Raw genomic sequence first — 22,782 nt, 5'->3', positions numbered from 1 at the left:
AACTCCTGTGCTTAGTCCGCCACTTTCTCGATAATAGCCGCCATTTCATCCAGCGACAGTACCCGTTCACCACGCAGCAGGATCACAAACTGTTCACCAACATTAGCGACACCAAGAATAAACTGTGCCCGGATCCTGGCACCAAAAGTCGGCGCAGGTTCAATATTATCCATATTAATTTCAATCACTTCACTGACACTATCGACCACGGCACCAATAGTGACTATCTGATCTTCAAAAATAATTTCCAGAATCACAATGCAGGTTCTTTTCTGCACTTCGGTCGGCGCTTTATTAAAGCGGATCGATAAATCAATCACCGGTACCACATCACCCCGTAAATTCAGGACTCCTTTCACAAAATCAGGCATCAGCGGGATAGGGGTGACATTGTCATATTCAATGATTTCTTTCACTGAGTTGATACTGATGCCAAAACATTCATCTCTGAGTAAAAAGGTTAAAAAATGCTGATGGCTCAGCGGATCTTTATTAAATTGTTCGTCCACATCCTGCTCCTTCTGCTTTGATGGCAGTTAATGTTCAAAACTCTGACTTTCAACTGCGGTGGCAAATTGCACCAGCTGTGGAATATCCAGGATCAGGCCAACTTTACCTGAGCCCAGAATGGTGTAACCGCCAATGCCTTTTAACGAGCGGAACAATGAATTCAGTGGTTTAATCACGGCTTGTAGTTCACCGTGCAGATGATCAACCACCAGGCCGGCACGTTGGTTGCCATATTGCACCACCACAATGTTTTCACGATTGGATTTGCCTGCAGGCAGCTCAAACAACTGTTGTAATTGGATGAAAGGCAAGACTTCGCCACGTAAATCCAGATAATTGCGCTCGTTGTCCAGTTGATGCTGCTTAAACTCGATACATTCCTGCACCATATTGAGCGGGAGCACCAGAAAAGTATCGCCAACACTCACCAGAAAACCATCAATAATCGCCAGCGTCAGTGGTAAGCGGATTTTAAAATTAGTGCCTTGATCCGGCACTGAGCTGATTTGGATTTGGCCGCGTAATTCTTCGATATTGCGTTTGACGACATCCATACCGACACCACGACCTGACAGATTGGTGACCGCCGCTGCTGTGGAAAAACCGGGTGCAAAAATTAGTTTGTAGACTTCTTCTTCAGTGAGTTCTTTATCCGCCGGAATAATGTTTTTTTCGATTGCCTTGGCGCGGATCCGTTCAACATTGAGGCCCGCTCCGTCGTCTGCAATCTCAATCACCACCGAACCAGCTTCGTGGCAGGCGCTCAGTTTCAGTTGCCCCTGTGCCGGTTTGCCTTTATACAGGCGTAACTCTTTGTTTTCGATACCATGATCTAAAGCATTGCGGACAATATGCATTAATGGATCGGATAATTTTTCCACCATGCTTTTATCGAGTTCGGTATCAGCGCCGGCAATCGTCAGTTCAATATCTTTGCCCAGTTCTTTCGAAACATCGCGCACTATACGTTTTAACCGGCTAAAAGATTCACCGACTTGCACCATCCGAAGGCCGAGTGCACCATCGCGAATTTGTTCCAGCAAGGAAGTTAACACACCAAAAGATTCTCGCAGTTTTTCGTCAGCCAGTTGTTGCACCAGCACATCAATGCCCGCACCGGCGGTGACCAGCTCACCAACCAGGTTAATTAATTCATCCAGTTTACGTGCTTCAACTTTCAGGAACTGAAAATCTGCCGGCCTTTTATGCTCGGTGGCTTTTTGTTTATCAAGCGCAGCTGCCACGACTTCAGTACTGACTGCACCTTGTTCAATTAATACCTGTCCAAGTGCTTTATCGCTTTGCGGCTGTTGTTTCTGATGACTCAGCGCATGCTGTAATTCACGTTCAGTGACTGCGCCGGCATGGACCAATAAAGTGCCAATTTTTTCATCGACGGTTGGCATCTGCTGTAGAGTTTGGCGGACTTTTTCCGGGCTACTGATACTAATTTTGCTGGTATCTTGAATAAATTCAAATACATCTTCGATTTGCTGCTTACTGGCGTCACTGTCCAGTACCAAAGTTAACTGCAAATAACAACTTTCCGGATCAAACAAGTTTGCTTCAGGAAAATGGCTCTGCAGCGCAATGGATAACAGTTGCCCCAGACTCTGCAGATAATTCAGCTGCGACTGTGGGTCCATGCCGTCGCGAAATACATCCTGACCATACTGAATATCAATCTGCCAGTGTTCCGGCGCCGTGTGAGCCGGTGCTGCCGGCGTGCTGGCGGGTTGTGGATCCAGATACTGATGCAAAGCCTCCAGCAAAAGAGTCCCGGTTGCAACATCGATCAGGCATTGAGTGTCCTCCAACTGTCGGATCAAGCTGGCAATATGATCCTGACATTGCAGCATTAAACCGATCAGGCTCTCATCGAGCGGTAATTGACCGGCCCGGACTTTATCCAGCACACTTTCGACATTGTGGGTGAAGGCCACAATCGCATCAAAACCAAACAAACCAGCCGAGCCTTTGATGGTATGGGCTGCGCGGAATATCGCATCAATGTGTTGCACCATGCTGGCTTCACCAGCTTCAATTTCCAACAGGAAACGCTCCATATCTGCCAGCAGCGTATGGGCTTCATCGATAAACAAACCTTTTGCCTGACTCAGATCCATGCTCAATGTTTCCCGCTGTGAAATTCAGTTGGCCATTGCAGGCCATAACTTTGGCTGATGCGATGAAAAGCACAATCTTCGCTGCTGGCCACTATGGCTTCGGCCGGTGTTTTGATTTGTTGCAGACTCCAGAGCAGCAACTGCAAGCCTGCGGTATCAATATCTGTCAAAGTAGTGAGATCAAAAATTAGTCGGCCATGCAAACCAGCCAGGGCAGGGCTAAGGAGCGCATGCGCCTCCCGCACATTAAAAATAGTCAGCTCAGTATCAAACTCTGCGATCAGAAAATCAGCTTTCTGACTGATGGTCAGTGGCATCACAGTCTCCTCAGGGCAAAATCAGTTTTTGCACTGCTGTCAGCATTTGTTCGGGTTTAAAAGGTTTCACCACCCAGGCTTTGGCACCGGCAGCTCTGCCTTCTTCTTTTTTCTGATCTGAACCTTCGGTGGTCAGCATAATGACGGGGGTAAAACGATAAGCTGCTAATTGTTTGATTTCTTTGAGCATGGTAATGCCATCCATATTTGGCATATTCACATCCGAGATAATCAGATGAATTTTTTGGCCATTGAGTTTACCGAGCGCATCTTTACCGTCACAAGCTTCGATCACCTGGTAGCCATTGGCTTTGAGTGTCATCCCAACGACCTGACGAATACTGATGGAATCATCAACGATTAAAATTGTTTTCATGCCTTATCCTTCAGAAAAAAGTAACTTCATCGGCCGAACTGCTGGTTTGCCGGCCTGAATGGGCCTGAACTTGTTCCAGCGTAGTATAAGTTTGCTCTAGTTGTGCCAGCCACTGTGCAACAGAAATCGGATCCGGCTGTTGCCCTGTGCTCAGTCGCTGGCGGATCTGACTGGCGGCAGTCGCCAGTTTGTCCATATCTGCGATGACATGGCTGATAATCTGGCTGGCTCTGTCCTGAAACTGCAGATTCACCACAACATCTGATAACTGTTGCTGCACATAGCCTGATTGTTCATTCAGGTGCTGATTCGCACTGGTGATCGCCTGCACGGCATTTTCGTAATCGGCCATCACACCATGGATGGTCTGTTCGGTTTGCACAATGATCTGTTGTTCCTGCTCCACCTGGCCTTCACTGTCGTGCACCACTTTGGTGAGCGCCTGTGTTACTTCAGCCACCCGTTCTTTGATCCGTTTACCCGCTTCGCTGCTGCGATTCGACAAGGCTCTGACTTCAGTGGCAACGACCGCAAAGCCACGCCCACTTTCGCCGGCTCTGGCCGCTTCTATCGCGGCATTAAGTGCTAATAAATTGGTTTGGGCAGCGATGTCACCGACCTCTGAGGTCATGCTTTGCAGTGCTTCGGTTACTTTGGCCAGTTGTTGCACTTCTTGCAACATGCGTAACCGATTTTGCTGGGCCGACACCAACAGAGCAGTCATGGCCAGCAGTTTTTGCTCCGACTGGCGGATCATGCTGACCAACTGTTGATTTTGCGGTTGATGTTGCTGCTGTTGTTCACCAGATAACATCTGTAGCAACTGGTGAAACTTGTCGGTCAGATTGACCACCGCGTTTTCGGTTTGTTGTCTGACTAATTGTGACTGTTTCGACCAAACCGGTGTTACCTGACTCACAAGGTCCAGCCAGTTGGTTGTCACTGGGGTGAGATCTGGTGTGACAACCGTTTCCCGTTGCTGTGGGCTGACCGCTGATGGGGCTGGCCACAACAACCAGAAAATGGCTGCGGCTATCACTGTCAGCGTCGCCGCGGTTGACCAGGCGGCGGATAGCCATAACATCATCAGTGCAATTAGCTGCAAGGCAAGCGCCAGCAGCAGACGGGAATTGGTTTGCATGTCCGATCCTTTTTCATACTTCTGAATGACAGGCGCTAATCTTTGCCCGACCGCCTATAAGCAATAACCGCTGTTGCGCCAGTGTCAAGGTAAAGTCCAGAAATTATTCAGGATTTTTACTAGTTCAGTGGGGACTGCGCCGCTGCAGCCAGGATCATTGGCATGGCTTTGTGGCCGTTTTTGCTGGACCTCTGAGAAAGTTTCATTCTATTTTTTCGAACTAAGTTAGCACTCTTTTGCCATATTCTTTTGCTTAACTTGAAGTTATGCTGTGGTTCTTGCTCGGAGGAAAAGATGGAACAACAAGTACAACAATACAGCCAGCTCAGTAAAGTTCTGCACTGGTTGATGGCGGTGATGATTTTTGCCTTATTTGGTGTTGGCTACTGGATGGTGGAACTGACTTATTACAGTGCCTGGTATAAAACGGCGCCGCATTATCATAAAAGTGTCGGTGTCGTGCTGGCAATATTGTTATTGATCAGACTGGGTTGGCTGTGGAAAAAAGGTAAACCGGCGGCCATCAGTAGCCATAGTCAGTTTGTGCAGCGTGTGGCGCACTGGACTCATCTGCTGTTGTATCTGCTGATAGTTGCTATTGTGCTGACCGGGTATCTGATTTCGACGGCGGATGCGCGGGGGATTGAAGTATTTAACTGGTTTGTGTTGCCGGGCTTTGGTGAATTATTTGCTGAGCAAGCAGACCGGGCTGGGTTGTTGCACCAATGGCTGGCTTACAGCCTGATGGCCTTGGTGTTGTTACATGCGGCAGGTGCGGTCAAACATCACCTGCTGGATAAAGATGCCACATTACGACGGATGTGGTGGTCTGGTAGTAAAAAATCTGACATTAATAATCATTGAAGGAATACCGATGAAAAAGCTTATGATCGCCAGTGCGCTGGCTGTGTTATCTGTATCTGCCCAGGCTGCTGATTATGTGATTGATACTCAGGGTGCCCATGCGTTTGTCCAGTTTAAAGTCAGCCACTTAGGTTACAGCTGGTTACATGGTCGTTTTAATACCTTTTCAGGTACATTCAGCTACGATGACAAAAATCTGGCAGCCTCGAAGATCCAACTGGAGATTGATACCAAAAGTGTTGACTCTAACCATGCTGAACGCGACAAACACTTACGCAGCCCGGACTTCCTGAACGTTGACAAACATGGTAAAGCCAGTTTTGTCAGTTCTAAAGTGGTGCCAAAAGATGGTAACAACTTTGATTTAGTGGGAAATTTCACTTTTAACGGTGTGACCAAAGAAATCACTATTGCCGCCAGTAAAACCGGTGAAGGCAAAGATCCATGGGGTGGTTACCGCGCCGGTTTTGAAGGTAAAACCACGATCAATTTGTCTGACTACGGCATTAAAAACATCCTTGGCCCGGCTTCAGAAACCGTGCACCTGGATCTGGTGGTTGAAGGCGTCCGCAAGTAATAGCAGTTGATGAAAACCGCCGTGCTGAGACCAGCACGGCGGTTTTTTATATCCAAGCAAAGCTACATGGCTAGGTTGCAGTTTCAATCTGTTGAGGCGTCAGGGAATTTCAATCTCAATATCGCCGACCGGCACACTGCAACAGGGCAAAAACTCACCTTTACGGACAAAAGCCAGTGGCTCCTGCAAATAACGCACTTGCCCTTGCAGTAATTTACAGCGGCAGGCGCCGCAAAAGCCGGCGCGGCAGTGATAACTGACCGTCAGCTTTTGCTGCTCCAGCGCTTCAAGCAGTGTAGGGCAACTGCCATCAAATGGCAGGCTGCTGCCATCCGGCAAGCCGACCTTGCTCATCCGGCTTAAAGGTCGAAATCGCCAAAGTCAGCGCCATCAACTTCATTATCAATCTGGCCAACCAGATAAGAGCTAATTTCCGATTCCTGTGGAGCAACCTGCACATTATCAGACACCAGCCAGGCATTGATCCAAGGGATCGGGTTTTGGGTGGTGCCAAAAATTGGTTTAAAGCCAATCGCCTGCATCCGGATATTGGTGATGTATTCAACATACTGACACAAAATATCTTTATTCAGACCAATCATTGAACCGTCTTTAAACAAAAATTCAGCCCAGTCTTTTTCCTGCTCGGCCGCTTTGCGGAAAATGGCATAAGCTTCTTCTTCACATTCTTTGGCAATTTCACCCATTTCCGGATCATCTTCACCATTGGCAATGATATTGAGCATATGCTGAGTGCCGGTCAGATGCAGCGCTTCATCGCGGGCAATCAGTTTGATGATTTTGGCGTTGCCTTCCATCAGCTCACGTTCGGCAAAAGCAAAACTACAGGCAAAACTGACATAAAAACGAATGGCTTCCAGCACATTGACTGACATCAGGCACAGATATAACCGGCGTTTTAATTCGCGCAGGCTGATTTGCATGGTCTGGCCATTGATCTGATGGCTGCCTTCACCACACAGATGATACAGATTTATCCCTTCAATCAGTGCATCATAATAGCGGGTGACATCATCAGCCCGTTCAATGATCTTTTCATTGACCAGAATATCATCAAAGATTTTATGCGGTTCATTGGTGATATTGCGCACGATATGGGTGTAGCTGCGGCTGTGAATAGTTTCACTAAAAGCCCAGGTTTCAATCCAGGTTTCCAGTTCAGGTAACGACACTATTGGCAATAACGCCACGTTCGGCGAACGGCCTTGTACCGAATCCAATAAAGTCTGATATTTCAGGTTGCTGATAAAAATATGTTTTTCATGCTCTGGCAAACCCTGAAAATCAATGCGGTCTTTGCTGACATCCACTTCTTCCGGTCGCCAGAAAAAGCTCAGTTGCTTTTCGATCAGCTTTTCAAAAATGACATATTTTTGCTGATCGTAACGCGACACATTGACCGAAGTTCCGAAGAACATCGGCTCTTTCATCTGATCATTGTTGGTACGATTAAAAGTGGTATACGCCATTGTTTCGTGATCTCTTCCAAATAAATGCTGGGAACTTCGCTGGCTAGTTGTCATCAGCCGACACTGCCGAAAAAATACGGGGCTGAAGCAGCCCCGGATCGATTAAATTTTACAAGCGCCACCAGCGCAACCGTCGTCTTCTGCTGCTTCGGCTTTGATATCTTCCTGAATATCAGAAGCACCGTCACGGGTGTTATGGTAATACAGGGTTTTTACACCAAGTTTATAAGCAGTCAGCAAATCTTTTAATAACAACTTCATCGGGACGCGGCCGCCATCAAATTTAGCCGGATCATAGTTGGTATTGGCAGAAATGGTCTGATCAATAAACTTCTGCATGATGGCCACCAGTGCGATATAACCATCGTTGTTTGGCATATCCCACAGCAGTTCATATTGCTGCTTTAACCGGTCATACTCAGGTACGACTTGCTTGAGAATACCATCTTTACTGGCCTTGACGCTGACATGACCGCGCGGTGGCTCAATACCATTGGTGGCATTTGAAATTTGTGACGAGGTCTCAGACGGCATCAGCGCTGATAAGGTCGAGTTGCGCATGCCATAGCGCAGCACATCCTGACGTAAAGCTTCCCAATCATACTGCAATGGCTCAGCACAGACCTTGTCCAGATCTTTTTTGTAGCTGTCAATGGGCAGAATGCCTTTAGAGTAAGTGGTTTCATGGAATAAAGGGCAAGCACCGAATTCCTGCGCCAGCTTGGTGGAAGCCTTCATCAGATAATACTGAATGGCTTCAAAAGTACGGTGCGTCAGCGCATTGGCAGAACCATCAGAATATTTCACGCCGTTTTTCGCCAGGTAATAAGCGTAGTTAATCACACCAACACCTAAAGTACGACGACCCATAGAGGCAGAAAACGCCGCCGGGATCGGGTAATCCTGATAACCCAGTAAACTATCCAGCGCCCGCACGGCCAGTTCAGCCAGCTCTTCCAGTTCATCCAGATTGTCAATGGCACCTAAGTTAAAGGCTGACAAAGTACAAAGGGCGATCTCACCGTTTGGATCATTGACGTCATTCAGTGGTTTGGTCGGCAGGGCAATTTCCAGGCAGAGATTACTTTGCCGCACTGGCGCCACCGCCGGGTCAAACGGACTATGGGTGTTACAGTGGTCAACGTTTTGCAGGTAAATACGGCCTGTGCTGGCGCGTTCCTGCATAAACAAAGTAAATAACTCCAGTGCTTTAATCCGTTTTTTGCGGATGTTGTTATCAGCTTCATATTTGACATACAGCTGTTCAAACAGATCCTGATCCTGGAAGAAGGCATCGTATAAACCTGGTACATCCGACGGGCTGAATAAGGTAATCATGTCGTCTTTGATCAGGCGGGTATACATCAGGCGGTTAAACTGCACACCGTAATCTAAATGCCGCACACGGTTCTCTTCGACACCGCGGTTGTTTTTCAGCACTAATAAAGATTCAACCTCCAGATGCCACAGTGGGTAAAACAGTGTGGCTGCACCACCCCGGACGCCACCTTGTGAACAGCTTTTGACCGCAGTCTGGAAATGTTTATAAAACGGGATACAACCGGTGTGGAAAGCTTCACCATTGCGGATTGGGCTACCCAGTGCACGGATCCGGCCAGCGTTGATACCAATACCGGCACGTTGTGACACATATTTCACAATAGCGCTGGAAGTGGCGTTAATTGAATCCAGGCTATCGCCACATTCGATTAACACGCAAGAGCTAAACTGACGGGTTGGGGTGCGCACACCGGACATGATAGGTGTTGGCAATGAAATCTTGAATAAAGAAACGGCATCATAAAAACGACGGATGTAACTGAGCCGGTTTTCTTTTGGATAAGTGGCAAACAAACAAGCTGCAACCAGGATATACAGAAATTGGGCGCTTTCGTAAATCTCGCCACTGACCCGATTTTGCACCAGGTATTTGCCTTCTAATTGTTTGACGGCAGCATAAGAGAAATTCATATCGCGCTGGTGATCGATGAAGCTGTCGATCTCGGCGATTTCAGCCGGGCTATAGTCGGCCAGGATATGCGCATCATAACGATTATTTTCCACCATTTTGACCACATGGTCGTACAGCTTTGGTGGTTCAAACTGGCCGTAAGCTTTTTTGCGTAAATGGAACACCGCCAGCCGGGCAGCCATGTATTGATAATCCGGAGTTTCCTTCGAAATTAAATCAGCTGCAGCTTTGATAATAGTTTCATGAATATCAGCGGTTTTAATGCCGTCATAAAACTGAATATGGGAACGTAATTCAACCTGAGAGACTGAGACATTCTGTAAACCTTCGGCTGCCCAGGTAATCACACGATGGATTTTATCCAGATCCAGAGGTTCACGCAGGCCGTCACGTTTGGTTACGTATAATGGTTGATTCATTGCTGAAGGGTTCCGTTTCAATTGTTGTTATGATGCTCAAAAGTGCAGAACTGACGCTGCTTAAGTTTCGGCCAGACTGGCAGTTCGGCCCCAAGTGCGAAAATTCCGTTGCTTCAAACGGTTGCGCCGACAGTCGGCCAGTATCAATGGATAAATGGACAACGCGCTGCGGCAATGCACTAGATATGGGGTTTTCGTATTAACGAAGCACAAGATAGAGTGGATCAGTTTCAATTGCAAGCCCCGAAAAAAGTGAAAAAAAAGCTTGATCTGGCTTATGTTAGTGGATGCTCACTTGAGAGGCGCGTAACCGAAAAACCTGCAGCAGAAGCAAGCTTTTTTGCGCTGCCAGACTAAATAATTCTGAGCGGTTATTTTTTAGAAGGTCTGGTTGTTTCATCACCACTCTAGGTCAGGACTATGGCGCTCAAGCTCAGGCATAGCACTCAAAACGGTCACCCTAAATAGGCCACCGTCTGGTTGCTATTCGCTCAATTGCAGTTGCAATTCGGTCAGACTGGCAATGGTCACATCAGCCTGCCACAACTCTGGTTGATCTGCTTTGGCAATATAACCAAAAGCAGCCAGCACTGTTTGCATGCCAGCGCGGCGTCCAGCTTCGATGTCCCGCTCAGCATCACCGACATACCAACATTGCCGTGGATCGACTTTTAGCTGCTGACATGCGACCCAGAGCGGCGTTGGATCCGGTTTACGCTGTGCCAGACTATCACCACCCAACAACACCCGGCAGTTTGCCAGTGCCGGTAATTGCCGCAATAAACTGGCCGCCAACTTATATGGCTTGTTGGTCACTACACCCCAGGGCATTTGCAGCTTGTCCAGTTGCTGTAATAAGCTTTCTGCACCGGTAAATGGCTGGCTGTGCACAGCGATATGCGCAGCGTAGTAGTGCAAAAACATCTGGCGTAACAGCGCAAAATCGTAATTGGCCAATTCAGCACCAAAGCCAAGCTGTAACAGCCCTTTAGCACCATGCGATGCCACAGGTCTATATTGCTGACTGTTGCACAGTGGTTTGCCAAAATGCGCCAAGACATGATTGAGTGCCGCGCCCAAATCATCGGCGGTATCGACCAGGGTGCCGTCCAAATCAAACAACACCGCTTGCGGCGTTTTCAACTGCGCGCTCATAGCGGTTTCCTTGCTACGACAAAATAATTCACATCAACGCCAGGTCCGGTGCGGAAACTTTGCTGAATTGGGTTGTAATGCAAGCCGGTGGCATCCACCAGTTCTAAACCTGCCTGTTCAATCATCCGCATCAGCTCTGAAGGGCGGATAAACTTGTTAAAGTCATGGGTCCCACGCGGCACCAGTTTTAGCAGCTGTTCGGCACCAATAATGGCCAGCAGATACGCTTTCCAGTGTTTATTCAGAGTGGAAAATACTAAGGTCGCACCAGGTTTGGCTAAATCGGCGCATGCTTGTACCACCGAGGCTGGCTGCGGCACATGTTCCAGCATCTCCATACAAGTGACCAGATCAAAGCTGTTGGCATGGGCACCAGCAAAGGCTTCGGCGGTACTTTGCTGATAATCCAGCTTGACGCCACTTTCCAGCGCATGCAATTTGGCGACCATCAAGGCTTCTTCGGCCATATCAATACCTGTGACGACAGCGCCGGCTTTGGCCATAGCTTCGGCCAGGATGCCGCCACCACAACCGACATCCACCGCCACTTTGCCAAACAGGCCCTGCAGTTGATCGCTGATATAACTTAACCGGGTCGGGTTTAATTGATGCAGCGGTTTAAATTCGCCGGTAGGGTCCCACCAGCGTGAAGCGATTTGATTAAACTTGGCAATTTCGTCGGCATCAACATTCGGGTTTTGGGCAAAAGACATCAGTGCTCTCAAAGATTCTGGCTTAATTTTGCCGCTATTATAAGGTGTTAGCGCCAAGGTGCAATGCAACTGTCAGCAGGCTTGTCACAGACAATCTGTGCGAAGGCATGGCAAGGTTGACGGATTGTGTTAGAATCCCCGGTTCTCGCCGCGCGGATAATCAAACTAAACGCGAGTCATCTGTCTGATTTTAAGGGAAAAAAGCTTTATTATGACAAATCTGGCCAAAGAAATCGTTCCCATTAATATTGAAGAAGAATTAAAAAATTCTTATCTCGATTACGCCATGAGCGTGATCGTCGGCCGGGCTTTACCCGATGTTCGGGACGGTTTAAAGCCAGTGCATCGTCGTGTTCTGTTCGCGATGAAAGAACTCGGCAACGAGTGGAACCGGGCTTATAAAAAATCTGCCCGTGTGGTCGGTGACGTGATCGGTAAGTATCACCCACATGGCGATACCGCTGTGTATGACACTATCGTGCGGATGGCACAGCCATTTTCACTGCGCTACATGCTGGTGGATGGTCAGGGTAACTTTGGTTCGGTCGATGGTGACTCGGCTGCAGCCATGCGTTATACCGAAGTGCGGATGGCAAAAATCACCACTGAGTTGCTGGCTGATTTAGACAAAGAAACTGTCGATTTTGTGCCGAACTACGATGGCACTGAAATGATCCCGGCAGTATTGCCAACCAAGATCCCGAATTTATTGATCAATGGTTCCAGCGGTATTGCCGTTGGTATGGCGACCAATATTCCGCCGCATAACCTTAATGAAGTGATCAATGCCTGTCTGGCATTGATTGCCAACCCGGATATTACCATTCCTGAACTGATGGAATACCTGCCGGGTCCGGATTTTCCAACCGCAGCTATTATCAACGGTCGTCGTGGCATCGAAGAAGCCTATCGTACCGGTCGCGGTAAAGTCTACATCCGTGCCAAAACCCATATTGAAACCGACGATAAAACTGGCCGTGAAACTATTATCGTTGATGAAATTCCGTATCAGGTCAACAAAGCCCGCTTGATTGAGAAAATCGCTGAGCTGGTAAAAGAAAAACGCATTGAAGGTATTTCGGCACTGCGCGATGAGTCCGATAAAGACGGCATGCGCATTGTCATCGAACTTAAACGCGGTGAATCTTCTGATGTGATGCTCAACCAACTGTATACCCAGACCCAGATGCAAACTGTGTTTGGTATCAACATGGTTGCACTGGACCAAGGTCAACCTAAGCTGTTGGGTTTAAAAGAAATTCTGCAGTGTTTTGTGTTGCACCGCCGTGAAGTCGTGACACGTCGTACTGTGTACGACCTGAAGAAAGCCCGCGATCGCGCGCATATCTTAGAAGGTCTGGCGATTGCACTGACCAATATCGATGAAATTATTGAGCTGATTAAAAACTCGCCAAGCCCAAGTGAAGCCAAATCAGGTTTAGTGGCGCGTGGCTGGTTGCTGGGTAATGTCAAAGACATGCTGGAGCGCGCTGGTGAAAGCGCAGCACGGCCAGAATGGCTGGAAGAGCATTTTGGTATCCGTGACGGCTATTATTTCCTGACCGAACAACAGGCACAAGCGATCCTCGACTTACGTCTGCACAAGCTGACCGGTCTGGAGCATGAAAAAATCCTCGGCGAATACAAAGAGCTGCTGGATCTGATTGCGGAATTACTGTTTATTCTGGCGAGCCCGGAGCGCTTGATGCAAGTGATCTGTGAAGAACTGGTCGCGGCTAAAACCATGTATGGCGACGAACGTCGCACTGAAATCCAGGACAACGCACTGGATATCAATATGGAAGATTTGATTGCCGAAGAAGACGTGGTCGTCACCTTATCGCATTTAGGCTACGCCAAGTACCAGGCGCTGTCTGATTATGAAGCGCAGCGTCGTGGTGGTCGTGGTAAAGCGGCAACGACGGTCAAAGATGAAGACTTCGTTGACCAGTTATTGATCGCCAGCACCCACGATACCATTTTGTGCTTCTCGGACCGTGGCCGTTTATACTGGCTGAAAGTCTATCAGTTACCGCTGGCCTCACGCCAGGCCCGTGGCAAGCCAATCATTAACCTGTTGCCGCTGGAAGAAGGTGAGCGGATTACTGCTATTCTGCCGGTACGGGAATATGAAGAAGGCAAATATGTCTTTATGGCAACTGCCAACGGTACTGTGAAGAAAACCTCTTTAACTGAATACTCACGGCCGCGCAGCAACGGTATTATTGCCGTCAACCTGAACGAAGGCGATCAACTGATCGGGGTTGATATCACCGATGGCAACAGTCAGATCATGTTGTTCTCCGATGACGGTAAAGTGGTTCGTTTCCACGAAGAGCAAGTGCGTGGTATGGGCCGGACCGCCACTGGTGTGCGTGGTATTAAACTGCGCGAAAATGGTTCTGTGGTGTCTCTGATTGTGCCGAAGTCTGATGGCGCTATCTTAACGGTGACCGAAAACGGTTACGGTAAACGCACAGCACTGGCTGAATACCCAGAGAAGAGCCGTGCCACCCAAGGTGTGGTATCAATTAAAGTCTCTGAGCGTAATGGCTTAGTGGTGGGTGCCGTGCAGGTCAATGCCCTGGATGAAATCATGTTGATTTCTAACAAAGGTACCCTAGTGCGGACGCGGGTGAAAGAAGTCTCTCAGGTCGGTCGTAATACCGCCGGTGTTATTTTGATCCGCACCCAGGAAGGCGAAAAAGTGGTTGGCGTGCAGCGGATTGATGAAATCCAGGATCAGGAAGAACTGGCTGCTGCTGAAGCTGAAGTCGCGTTACTGGATCAGCAAAACGTGGGGGTGGTTGACGCCGAACCAGCAGAAGCTGACGAAGCCGATGATTCTGAAGAGTAATCACTCGTTTTGAGCTGATGGGTATCAATAAACAGGCGCTGCGGCGCCTGTTTTGTTTTCTGCAACAGGCCGGCGCAAACGGCTGATTTTTTTTGCTCAGCAGTTGTCGGCTGATTTGACCACATTGCTTGCGTCAGTTGCGGTGAAAAGCAGCAAAAACCAAGCTTCGGCGCGATTTCCCATTGGTGCCGCGGCTATTTTACGGTAGAGTAAAGCCCATAAAAAAAGCCATCCAGATGGCAGCTACTGTCAGACAGTCCGGCAAAGGTCGTACTGACAGCGCCAGGTCCACGCCAGGCCCGAATCATTTTCAGCACATATGTTCAGCACACAATGAGGAAATCATGACAACTTATAACTTTTGCGCTGGTCCGGCGATGTTACCGACCGAAGTGATGCAACAGGCGCAGGAAGAATTGATCAACTGGCATGGTCGCGGCTGTTCCATTATGGAAATGAGCCATAGGGGCAAAGATTTTATGGCGGTTGCCGCCAAAGCTGAGCAGGATCTGCGGGATTTACTGCAAGTGCCGGCCAATTATAAAGTGCTGTTTATGCATGGTGGGGGTCGTGGCCAGTTTTCCGCTGTACCATTGAACCTGCAACAAGCCGGTAAAAAGGCCGATTATATTGTCTCAGGGGCCTGGTCTAAAGCGGCAGCGGAAGAAGCGCTGAAGTTTAGCACTATCAAAACCCAACAGATCCAACTGAAAGCCGATGGCCTACGCACGCTGGTGCCAGCGCATCAATGGAACCTTGATCCAAACGCCAGCTTTGTGCATTTTTGCCCGAATGAAACTGTGGATGGTCTCGAGTTTACCGATTTACCAGATACGACAGCACCTTTAGTAGCTGATTTATCTTCGACGATTTTATCGCGGCCACTGGATGTCAGCCGTTATGGTGTCATTTACGCAGGCGCACAAAAAAATATCGGCCCTTCAGGCTTAACTGTGGTCATAGTGCGGGAAGATTTATTGCCAGCCGCAGGCAGCGCCATTCCAGCCATCTTAGATTACCGGCTGGCTGCTGAAAACGATTCGATGTTTAACACGCCGCCAACCTATGCCTGGTATCTGGCGGGCCTGGTGTTTGACTGGTTAAAACGTCAGGGCGGTGTGCAGGCGATGGGGCTGATAAATCAGCAAAAAGCCCAGACGCTGTATAACTTTATCGACCAAAGCGATTTTTATCGCAATGATGTGGCGCTGTGCTATCGCTCCTGGATGAATGTGCCGTTTTTGCTGGCTGATGAGCGCTTAAACGATTTGTTTGTCGCACAAGCTGAACAAGCAGGTCTTTTGGCATTAAAAGGTCACCGCATGGTTGGTGGCATGCGCGCCAGTATTTACAACGCCATGCCATTGGCGGGGGTACAGACATTAGTGACCTTTATGCAGGAATTTGAGCGGGTGCACGGCTGATGAAGACTTTAACCTTATCGCATGTAACACAAGTCAATGGCACTGTGCATTTACCAGGGTCAAAAAGTATTTCCAACCGGGTGTTGTTACTGGCGGCATTGGCGCAAGGTGAAACCCGCATCAGCAATTTACTGCACAGTGAAGATGTTGAGCATATGCTCAATGCGCTGACCCAATTAGGCGTCAGTTACCAGCTGTCGGCCGATAAAACTAATTGTGTGGTGCAAGGCCTGGCAGGCTTGTTTGATGTCAGGACGCCGCTCGAGCTTTATCTTGGCAATGCCGGTACTGCGATGCGACCACTGACAGCGGCCCTGGCGGCGTCAAATGTCGATGTCACGCTGACGGGTGAGCCACGGATGTATGAGCGGCCAATTGGTCATCTGGTCGATGCGCTGGCGCAGTGGCAGGCCGATATCCAGTATTTGGGCCAGGCAGATTTTCCGCCACTGCGGATCCGCGGCAAGCAGTTAACGCCGGGGGCGGTCAGTATTGATGGCAGCGTATCCAGCCAATTTTTGACTGCAGTGCTGATGGTGGCGCCGTTATTAGCCGGTGATTCGGTGATTGTCATCGAAGGCGAGCTGGTGTCAAAACCATATATCGATATCACGCTGGCACTGATGAACCGTTTTGGTGTAGAAGTGCAGAACCACAACTACCAGCGTTTTGTCATCAAGGGCCAGCAACACTATCAGGCACCGGGTGATTTCCTGGTTGAAGGTGATGCGTCTTCTGCCAGTTATTTCCTGGCGGCGGCCGCTATTGCCGGTGGCACCATCAAAGTTACCGGTATTGGCAAAAACGCGGTGCAGGGTGATATTCATTTTGCCGATGCGCTGGAAGCTATGGGTGCCCGTGTTGATTGGGGTTTTGATTATATTTCGGTTACGCGAAACCAGTTGCATGGTATTTCGCGTGATTATAATGCCATTCCGGATGCGGCAATGACGATTGCCACTACAGCCTTGTTTGCCAAAGGGCCGACGCTGATCAGCAACGTCTATAACTGGCGGGTGAAAGAAACTGACAGGTTGGCCGCGATGGCGACTGAACTGCGTAAAGTCGGTGCTGTGGTGGAAGAAGGTGTTGATTATATCCGGATTGAACCCCCAGCAGAAATTCAGCACGCCAGCATTGCGACTTACAATGATCATCGGATGGCGATGTGTTTTTCGCTGCTGGCATTTGCCAGTGCCGGCGTCACTATTGAAGATCCGGACTGCACCCGCAAAACCTTTCCGCAATATTTTGAGGTATTTGCCTCGCTGGTAACGCAAAACGCGTAACCAAAACGGTTACGCTTTACCCAGCCGAAATTGCTGTTTTAACCGCGCTTTTTGTCGCAATTGTCTGTATAATGCCGCCACTTTATAGGTTGTGATAAGTGAGTTGGAGGGATGATGACACAAGCGCCGGTTATTACCATTGATGGCCCGGGAGGCTCGGGTAAAGGTACCATCTGTCGTTTAGTCGCACAAAAGCTCGGCTGGCATTTGCTGGACAGCGGTGCTATCTATCGAGTATTGGCGTTAGCTGCCATTCATCACAACATTGCTCCAGAGGACGAAGAAGCGTTACAACCGCTGGCCGCCCACCTGGATGTTCAGTTTACCTGTGACGAACAATCCAATGTCCGCATTACGCTTGAAGGCGAAAACGTCAGTCAGACTATTCGTACCGAACAGGTCGGTTCTGTGGCGTCGAAAATTGCCTCCTTACCGCGGGTGCGCGAAGCTTTACTCAGACGCCAGCGGGCATTTCGGGAAGCCCCTGGTTTAGTTGCCGATGGTCGTGACATGGGCACAGTGGTGTTTCCTAGCGCCGAAGTGAAGATTTTCCTCACAGCCGATGCCACAGAGCGCGCCAGACGTCGTTATTTAGAGTTGAAACAAAAAGGTCTTGATGTTAACATCGACGACCTTTTGAACGAAATTCAGACACGTGATGAGCGTGATATGAATCGTGCAGTGGCGCCGTTAAAGCCTGCAGCAGATGCATATATGCTGGATTCGACCAATAAAACTATTGATCAAGTGTTGGAAGAGGTTCTGAGCTTCACCAAGAAGCAATTGAACCAGGCCTGAGCCTGCACTTTGGACAGCCGCTGACAAGGAATGTTAACGGTAAATTAAGCAACCCCACTTTATTCGGATGCAAAGTGGAGCAACTAACTGAAACAGTGAAAAATGACTGAAAATTTTGCACAATTATTTGAGGAAAGCCTCAAGACTATCGAAACTCGTCCAGGTTCAATCGTTAAAGGTAGAATCGTAGCTATTCATAAAGACGTCGTACTGGTTGATGCCGGTCTGAAGTCTGAAGCTGCTATTCCGGTTGAACAATTCAAAAACCTGGCTGGCGAGATTGAAGTGAACGTTGGTGACATCATCGACGTAGCTCTGGATGCAGTGGAAGATGGTTTCGGTGAGACTTTACTGTCTCGTGAGAAAGCCAAACGTCACGAATCTTGGGTACGCCTGGAAAAAGCTTGTGAAGATAAAGTTACCGTTATCGGTGTTATCACAGGTAAAGTTAAAGGCGGTTTCACTGTCGAAGTCGACGGTATCCGTGCATTCCTGCCTGGTTCATTAGTCGATGTACGTCCAGTACGCGACACGCTGCACTTAGAACACAAAGAACTTGAGTTCAAAGTTATCAAATTAGACCAGAAGCGCAACAACGTTGTAGTTTCACGTCGTGCTGTGATCGAATCTGAAAGCAGTGCAGAACGTGATACTCTGCTGCAAAACCTGGAAGAAGGCATGGAAGTTAAGGGTATCGTTAAGAACCTGACTGACTACGGTGCATTCGTTGACTTAGGTGGCGTAGACGGCTTACTGCACATCACTGACATGGCTTGGAAACGCGTGAAGCACCCAAGCGAAATCGTCAATGTTGGCGACGAAATTCCAGTAAAAGTTCTGAAGTTCGACCGCGAGAAGCAACGTGTTTCTCTGGGTCTGAAACAGATGGGCGAAGATCCATGGGCAGCTATCGCTTCTCGTTACCCAGAAGGTGCTCGCATCACTGGTCGCGTAACCAACCTGACAGATTACGGCTGCTTCGTTGAAATCGAAGAAGGCGTGGAAGGTCTGGTACACGTTTCAGAAATGGACTGGACCAACAAAAACATCCACCCATCTAAAGTTGTTAACTTAGGTGATTCAGTGGAAGTGATGGTGCTGGAAATCGACGAAGAACGTCGTCGTATTTCTTTAGGTCTGAAACAGTGTAAAGCTAACCCATGGGAAGAGTTCGCGAAGGGCTTCAACAAGGGTGACCGCGTTTCCGGTAAGATCAAGTCAATCACTGACTTCGGTATCTTCATCGGCCTGGACGGTGGCATCGATGGTCTGGTTCACTTATCTGACATCAGCTGGAACTCTACCGGTGAAGACGCGGTTCGCGAATTCAAGAAAGGTGACGAAGTTTCTGCCGTTGTACTGCAAGTTGACCCAGAGCGCGAGCGTATCTCTTTAGGCATCAAGCAATTAGACGAAGATCCGTTCAACGGCTACCTTGCTGATAACAAAAAAGGTGCTATCGTTAAAGGCAACGTAACAGCTGTTGACGCTAAAGGCGCTACAGTGTTGCTGGAAGGCGGCGTTGAAGGTTATGTTCGTGTATCAGACATCGCGCGTGAGCGGATCGAAGATGCATCTACAGTGCTGAAAGTAGGCGAAGAAGTTGAAGCTCGTCTGATGGGTGTTGATCGCAAAAACCGCGTTATCAGCCTGTCAATCAAAGCGAAATTCGAAGCTGAAGAAAAAGAAGCGATGGACACTATTAAGAAGCAAGATGATGCTGATTTTGGTGGCAACGCAATGGCAGAAGCCTTCAAAGCAGCTCAAAAAGCTGACTAATTGAAGTGTTAGCCGGTTGGCCGGGGTAACCCGGCCAACATCTCCAGACCACAAGTTAACCGGAGGGTCTATGACCAAATCTGAATTGATCGAAAAGCTCGCAAGTGATTTTCCTCACGTCCAGGTCAAAGATGTTGAATCGTCAGTCAAAGAAATTCTGGAGCAAATGGCCAGTTCTTTAGCTGCCAATGAGCGCATTGAGATCCGTGGTTTTGGTAGTTTTTCCCTGCATTATCGTGCACCTCGTGTTGGACGTAATCCAAAAACGGGTGACAAAGTTGAACTCGACGGCAAATACGTGCCACATTTCAAACCAGGTAAAGAGTTACGCGACCGCGTAAAAACCAATACCTGATAGTGCATGTTATTGACCTCTAGCCGGAGTTGAGTTTGAGAAAACTGATTTTTATCTTGTGCTTTCTTGCACTTATCGTGACAGGCCTGTTTTTCGGCTCTATTAATCAGCAGGCTGCCGAACTCAACTACTTTATTGCCAAAGCAGAATTGCGGGTGGTTGATATCGCCCTGTTATTTTTGCTGCTTGGTTTTGCTATCGGTCTGAGCTTATCGCTGTCTATTCTGGTTAAACTGAAAACCAAACGTTGGTTTGCCAAAGCCACCCCCAAGACCTGATTCGTTATGGAATGGTTATTTCTGTTACTGCCTGTTGCCGCTGCTTACGGTTGGTTTAATGGGCGTAACCGACTGCGGCAGGAGCTGCTGAAAGACAAAGCCTCGGTGGCGCGTAATTTATCTTCGGGTCTCAATTTTTTACTGACCGATCAAGAAGATAAAGCGATTGAACAGTTGCTGCAGCTGTTAGACATAGAAGCCGCTACTATTGATACCTACCTGGCACTGGCCAATTTATTCCGCCGTCGTGGTGACTGGGATAAAGCCATCCGTATTCACGAAAAATTACATCATCTGAAACTGCCAAAAGCGCAGGCCCAGCAAATTCAGTTTGAATTAGCCAATGACTACTTTTCGGCCGGTTTTTATGACCGCGCTGAACCATTATTGCGTGCTTTAGTCCATACCGAGTTATGGCAAGATAAAGCACTGAAACAATTATTCAGTTTGTTTATTGCCACCCACGATTTTCACAAAGCTGCCGAATTTGCTGCTGTGGTGCAACAAAGTGAATCGCGTTCATTGCGCATTGCACTGGCCAATATGCGCTGCGAAGATAAACGTCAGCCGCTCGATGTGCTGAGTTTACGCTTGCTGGCCCAACAATACCCGCAGTCGGTGCGGCCGAAGATGCAACTGGCGGCGTTATTGCTGGAGCAACAGTTACCGGAAGAAGCGGCCGTTGCCTTTAAAGCTGTGTTGCAGCAGAAACATCGCTGGGCGGCTGAAGTGTTACCGGGTTTACAGCGCTGCCAATTGCCAGCGCAGGAATGGTATCAACTGCTCAGCCAGTTGGCACAACAGCATAAAAATGTCACTGCCACCATTTATCTGGCCGACTGGTTGTTGCAAACCGGTTCAGCCAGTGCGGCAGAACAGCTGTTGCTTGAGAAATTACAGCAACAACCCAATATCCGCTTATTTGCCCGGTTACTGCAATTGCGGCAAATGACCGAGCCCGAGCACCGCGAAGCCTTACAAAGTGTGGCTGAGCTGGTGAACGCTTATCTGGAAACCAAAATTTTATACAGTTGCCGCAATTGTGGCTTTAAAACCCGGCAAGCTTATTGGTTGTGCCCATCCTGTCAGCAATGGGAAACGGTGGAACCATTAAGTGGCATTGATGGCCGTTAATCAGAGGAAATTATCATGGCAACGAACCCAGTTGTAGTCGCACTGGATTTTGAACAAAAAGCTGCAGCTTTAGATCTGGTCAGCCAGCTGGATCCGACTTTATGCCGGTTGAAAGTTGGCAAAGAGATGTTCACGCACTTTGGGCCTGGTTTTGTCACCGAGCTGCAGCAACGCAAATTTGACGTTTTCCTGGATTTAAAATTTCACGATATCCCGAATACAGTCGCCAAAGCGGTGCGCGCAGCGGCCGATTTAGGGGTTTGGATGGTGAATGTGCACGCCAGTGGCGGCAGTAAAATGATGCAAGCGGCAGCTCAGGCGTTAGCAGATTTTGGTGGTGATAAACCATTGCTGATTGCGGTGACGGTACTGACCTCGATGGAACAAACCGATTTAACTGAGCTTGGTATTACCCGCAGCGTGGCAGAGCAGGTGAGTCATCTGGCTGGCCTGACCAAACAAGCCGGCCTGGACGGCGTGGTCTGTTCAGCGCAGGAAGCCATGCTGCTAAAGCAGCAATGTGGTAATGATTTTTGTCTGGTAACACCTGGGATCCGACCTGCCTTTGCCGGCAGCGATGATCAGAAACGGGTGATGACACCATCGCAAGCTTTGGCGGTCGGGGTGGATTATCTGGTGATTGGCCGTCCTATTACCAAAGCTGCCAATCCATTGCAGGCGTTGCAGGCGATTTATCAGGAAATCCGGCACTAAGTTATCGATGGCCGCTTAGTTCTCCCTTGAGGCCAAGCTAGATGTGTGGCAATAACATTTATCCATCGATAATTTTATATAAATCAGTGGTTGTGTCATGCGTAGGTCGGACTCGACCAGGCAAGCCTGGGCAGTCCGACACCTTGCGCTGCAAAGATGATTCATCGCAGCTGTCGGACTGCCGTAACGCTTTGTGGTAAGTCCAACCTACTAACGATGTTACTCGGACAGTTCCATACGAGCGGCGGATTGGGCTGACAAACTGCTTTGCGCTTCCCGCAACAGGGCATTGATATCCTCATCATCACACCAGACCCGCTTTAAATGGGCGGATATTTCAGGTGCAGCACGCCCATGCCGTAACATGTCACGTACCGAATCAAGATGGATTTGTCTGACGAATTCACTTTTAGCTGCCATGATCGAACTCCTGCATTCAGTTAATCTGTGTCTCCCGCGTGCAAGATGATACTTGGTTGCGATTAAAAAAGCAG

22 protein-coding genes are annotated in these 22,782 nt (G+C 48.6%); 11 read left to right on the top strand and 11 right to left on the bottom strand.

What is annotated here, in order from left to right; all coding sequences use genetic code 11:
• Positions 1-11: 11 nt before the first annotated feature.
• The 5 genes from AC53GJ_RS11735 to AC53GJ_RS11715 are packed head-to-tail and all read right to left on the bottom strand — an operon-like array spanning position 12 to position 4,470.
• Positions 12-509: a chemotaxis protein CheW gene (locus AC53GJ_RS11735; RefSeq protein WP_496727891.1), complete on the bottom strand. Its 498-nt coding sequence runs from the start codon at positions 507-509 to the stop codon at positions 12-14.
• Between the two features lie 27 nt (positions 510-536).
• Positions 537-2,636: a chemotaxis protein CheA gene (locus AC53GJ_RS11730; protein WP_496727890.1), complete on the bottom strand. Its 2,100-nt coding sequence runs from the start codon at positions 2,634-2,636 to the stop codon at positions 537-539.
• 2 nt (positions 2,637-2,638) lie between these two features.
• Complete coding sequence (locus AC53GJ_RS11725; RefSeq protein ID WP_496727889.1) at positions 2,639-2,953, bottom strand: STAS domain-containing protein; 315 nt, start codon at positions 2,951-2,953, stop codon at positions 2,639-2,641.
• A gap of 10 nt (positions 2,954-2,963) precedes the next feature.
• Positions 2,964-3,329: a response regulator gene (locus AC53GJ_RS11720; protein WP_496727888.1), complete on the bottom strand. Its 366-nt coding sequence runs from the start codon at positions 3,327-3,329 to the stop codon at positions 2,964-2,966.
• Between the two features lie 10 nt (positions 3,330-3,339).
• Entirely contained in the window at positions 3,340-4,470 is a 1,131-nt protein-coding gene (locus AC53GJ_RS11715) for a methyl-accepting chemotaxis protein (protein WP_496727887.1), read from the bottom strand.
• Between the two features lie 294 nt (positions 4,471-4,764).
• Here AC53GJ_RS11715 and AC53GJ_RS11710 point away from each other — a divergent pair, with 294 nt between their 5' ends.
• Positions 4,765-5,334, top strand: coding sequence for a cytochrome b (locus AC53GJ_RS11710; protein ID WP_496727886.1), 570 nt, complete (start codon positions 4,765-4,767; stop codon positions 5,332-5,334).
• Between the two features lie 10 nt (positions 5,335-5,344).
• Positions 5,345-5,911, top strand: coding sequence for a YceI family protein (locus AC53GJ_RS11705; RefSeq protein WP_496727885.1), 567 nt, complete (start codon positions 5,345-5,347; stop codon positions 5,909-5,911).
• 99 nt (positions 5,912-6,010) lie between these two features.
• On the opposite strand, the gene yfaE is transcribed toward AC53GJ_RS11705, so the two are convergent.
• The 5 genes from yfaE to ubiG form a co-directional block, all read right to left on the bottom strand.
• Complete coding sequence (gene yfaE / locus AC53GJ_RS11700; protein ID WP_496727884.1) at positions 6,011-6,265, bottom strand: class I ribonucleotide reductase maintenance protein YfaE; 255 nt, start codon at positions 6,263-6,265, stop codon at positions 6,011-6,013.
• A 5-nt stretch (positions 6,266-6,270) separates the two neighbouring features.
• On the bottom strand, positions 6,271-7,401 hold the full coding sequence (gene nrdB / locus AC53GJ_RS11695; RefSeq protein ID WP_496727883.1) for a class Ia ribonucleoside-diphosphate reductase subunit beta: 1,131 nt from the start codon (positions 7,399-7,401) through the stop codon (positions 6,271-6,273).
• 102 nt (positions 7,402-7,503) lie between these two features.
• A complete protein-coding gene (nrdA, locus tag AC53GJ_RS11690; protein ID WP_496727882.1) occupies positions 7,504-9,792 on the bottom strand; it encodes a class 1a ribonucleoside-diphosphate reductase subunit alpha in 2,289 nt (762 codons plus the stop codon).
• Positions 9,793-10,275: 483 nt separating this feature from the next.
• A complete protein-coding gene (locus AC53GJ_RS11685; RefSeq protein ID WP_496727881.1) occupies positions 10,276-10,947 on the bottom strand; it encodes an HAD family hydrolase in 672 nt (223 codons plus the stop codon).
• The gene (ubiG, locus tag AC53GJ_RS11680; protein WP_496727880.1) at positions 10,944-11,660 is read right to left on the bottom strand and encodes a bifunctional 2-polyprenyl-6-hydroxyphenol methylase/3-demethylubiquinol 3-O-methyltransferase UbiG; all 717 of its coding nucleotides are present in this window, start codon (positions 11,658-11,660) and stop codon (positions 10,944-10,946) included. The genes AC53GJ_RS11685 and ubiG overlap by 4 nt, the downstream gene beginning before the upstream one ends.
• 211 nt (positions 11,661-11,871) lie before the next feature.
• Here ubiG and gyrA point away from each other — a divergent pair, with 211 nt between their 5' ends.
• The 9 genes from gyrA to pyrF all read left to right on the top strand — a co-directional run bounded on the left by gyrA (position 11,872) and on the right by pyrF (position 22,288).
• Entirely contained in the window at positions 11,872-14,517 is a 2,646-nt protein-coding gene (gyrA, locus tag AC53GJ_RS11675; RefSeq protein ID WP_496727879.1) for a DNA gyrase subunit A, read from the top strand.
• Positions 14,518-14,858: 341 nt separating this feature from the next.
• A complete protein-coding gene (gene serC / locus AC53GJ_RS11670) occupies positions 14,859-15,941 on the top strand; it encodes a 3-phosphoserine/phosphohydroxythreonine transaminase (RefSeq protein ID WP_496732789.1) in 1,083 nt (360 codons plus the stop codon).
• Positions 15,941-17,230: a 3-phosphoshikimate 1-carboxyvinyltransferase gene (aroA, locus tag AC53GJ_RS11665; protein WP_496727878.1), complete on the top strand. Its 1,290-nt coding sequence runs from the start codon at positions 15,941-15,943 to the stop codon at positions 17,228-17,230. Before serC ends, aroA begins: the two co-directional genes overlap by 1 nt.
• 111 nt (positions 17,231-17,341) lie before the next feature.
• Positions 17,342-18,028, top strand: a complete 687-nt coding sequence (gene cmk / locus AC53GJ_RS11660; protein WP_496727877.1) for a (d)CMP kinase — start codon at positions 17,342-17,344, stop codon at positions 18,026-18,028.
• 102 nt (positions 18,029-18,130) lie between these two features.
• Complete coding sequence (rpsA, locus tag AC53GJ_RS11655; protein WP_496727876.1) at positions 18,131-19,807, top strand: 30S ribosomal protein S1; 1,677 nt, start codon at positions 18,131-18,133, stop codon at positions 19,805-19,807.
• 70 nt (positions 19,808-19,877) lie between these two features.
• Positions 19,878-20,162, top strand: coding sequence for an integration host factor subunit beta (ihfB, locus tag AC53GJ_RS11650; RefSeq protein ID WP_496727875.1), 285 nt, complete (start codon positions 19,878-19,880; stop codon positions 20,160-20,162).
• Between the two features lie 35 nt (positions 20,163-20,197).
• Complete coding sequence (locus AC53GJ_RS11645; RefSeq protein WP_496727874.1) at positions 20,198-20,440, top strand: lipopolysaccharide assembly protein LapA domain-containing protein; 243 nt, start codon at positions 20,198-20,200, stop codon at positions 20,438-20,440.
• A gap of 6 nt (positions 20,441-20,446) precedes the next feature.
• Positions 20,447-21,574, top strand: a complete 1,128-nt coding sequence (locus AC53GJ_RS11640; RefSeq protein WP_496727873.1) for an N-acetylglucosaminyl transferase — start codon at positions 20,447-20,449, stop codon at positions 21,572-21,574.
• Positions 21,575-21,589: 15 nt separating this feature from the next.
• The gene (pyrF, locus tag AC53GJ_RS11635) at positions 21,590-22,288 is read left to right on the top strand and encodes an orotidine-5'-phosphate decarboxylase (RefSeq protein WP_496727872.1); all 699 of its coding nucleotides are present in this window, start codon (positions 21,590-21,592) and stop codon (positions 22,286-22,288) included.
• Between the two features lie 219 nt (positions 22,289-22,507).
• Here the strand turns inward: pyrF and AC53GJ_RS11630 are convergent, their stop codons facing one another.
• The gene (locus AC53GJ_RS11630) at positions 22,508-22,708 is read right to left on the bottom strand and encodes a hypothetical protein (protein WP_496727871.1); all 201 of its coding nucleotides are present in this window, start codon (positions 22,706-22,708) and stop codon (positions 22,508-22,510) included.
• Positions 22,709-22,782 lie beyond the last annotated feature (74 nt).

This window comes from Rheinheimera sp. B2H12 (genome assembly GCF_059620065.1).
This window is presented reverse-complemented; position numbering and strand designations above follow the sequence as displayed.

Excerpts from the sequence above, each read along its gene's own strand:
- AC53GJ_RS11730 (WP_496727890.1), bottom strand. The coding sequence starts at position 2,636 with ATGGATCTGAGTCAGGCAAAAGGTTTGTTTATCGATGAAGCCCATACG.
- AC53GJ_RS11725 (WP_496727889.1), bottom strand. The coding sequence starts at position 2,953 with ATGCCACTGACCATCAGTCAGAAAGCTGATTTTCTGATCGCAGAGTTT.
- AC53GJ_RS11720 (WP_496727888.1), bottom strand. The coding sequence starts at position 3,329 with ATGAAAACAATTTTAATCGTTGATGATTCCATCAGTATTCGTCAGGTC.
- AC53GJ_RS11715 (WP_496727887.1), bottom strand. The coding sequence starts at position 4,470 with ATGCAAACCAATTCCCGTCTGCTGCTGGCGCTTGCCTTGCAGCTAATT.
- AC53GJ_RS11710 (WP_496727886.1), top strand. The coding sequence starts at position 4,765 with ATGGAACAACAAGTACAACAATACAGCCAGCTCAGTAAAGTTCTGCAC.
- AC53GJ_RS11705 (WP_496727885.1), top strand. The coding sequence starts at position 5,345 with ATGAAAAAGCTTATGATCGCCAGTGCGCTGGCTGTGTTATCTGTATCT.
- yfaE (WP_496727884.1), bottom strand. The coding sequence starts at position 6,265 with ATGAGCAAGGTCGGCTTGCCGGATGGCAGCAGCCTGCCATTTGATGGC.
- nrdB (WP_496727883.1), bottom strand. The coding sequence starts at position 7,401 with ATGGCGTATACCACTTTTAATCGTACCAACAATGATCAGATGAAAGAG.
- nrdA (WP_496727882.1), bottom strand. The coding sequence starts at position 9,792 with ATGAATCAACCATTATACGTAACCAAACGTGACGGCCTGCGTGAACCT.
- AC53GJ_RS11685 (WP_496727881.1), bottom strand. The coding sequence starts at position 10,947 with ATGAGCGCGCAGTTGAAAACGCCGCAAGCGGTGTTGTTTGATTTGGAC.
- ubiG (WP_496727880.1), bottom strand. The coding sequence starts at position 11,660 with ATGTCTTTTGCCCAAAACCCGAATGTTGATGCCGACGAAATTGCCAAG.
- gyrA (WP_496727879.1), top strand. The coding sequence starts at position 11,872 with ATGACAAATCTGGCCAAAGAAATCGTTCCCATTAATATTGAAGAAGAA.
- aroA (WP_496727878.1), top strand. The coding sequence starts at position 15,941 with ATGAAGACTTTAACCTTATCGCATGTAACACAAGTCAATGGCACTGTG.
- cmk (WP_496727877.1), top strand. The coding sequence starts at position 17,342 with ATGATGACACAAGCGCCGGTTATTACCATTGATGGCCCGGGAGGCTCG.
- rpsA (WP_496727876.1), top strand. The coding sequence starts at position 18,131 with ATGACTGAAAATTTTGCACAATTATTTGAGGAAAGCCTCAAGACTATC.
- ihfB (WP_496727875.1), top strand. The coding sequence starts at position 19,878 with ATGACCAAATCTGAATTGATCGAAAAGCTCGCAAGTGATTTTCCTCAC.
- AC53GJ_RS11640 (WP_496727873.1), top strand. The coding sequence starts at position 20,447 with ATGGAATGGTTATTTCTGTTACTGCCTGTTGCCGCTGCTTACGGTTGG.
- pyrF (WP_496727872.1), top strand. The coding sequence starts at position 21,590 with ATGGCAACGAACCCAGTTGTAGTCGCACTGGATTTTGAACAAAAAGCT.
- AC53GJ_RS11630 (WP_496727871.1), bottom strand. The coding sequence starts at position 22,708 with ATGGCAGCTAAAAGTGAATTCGTCAGACAAATCCATCTTGATTCGGTA.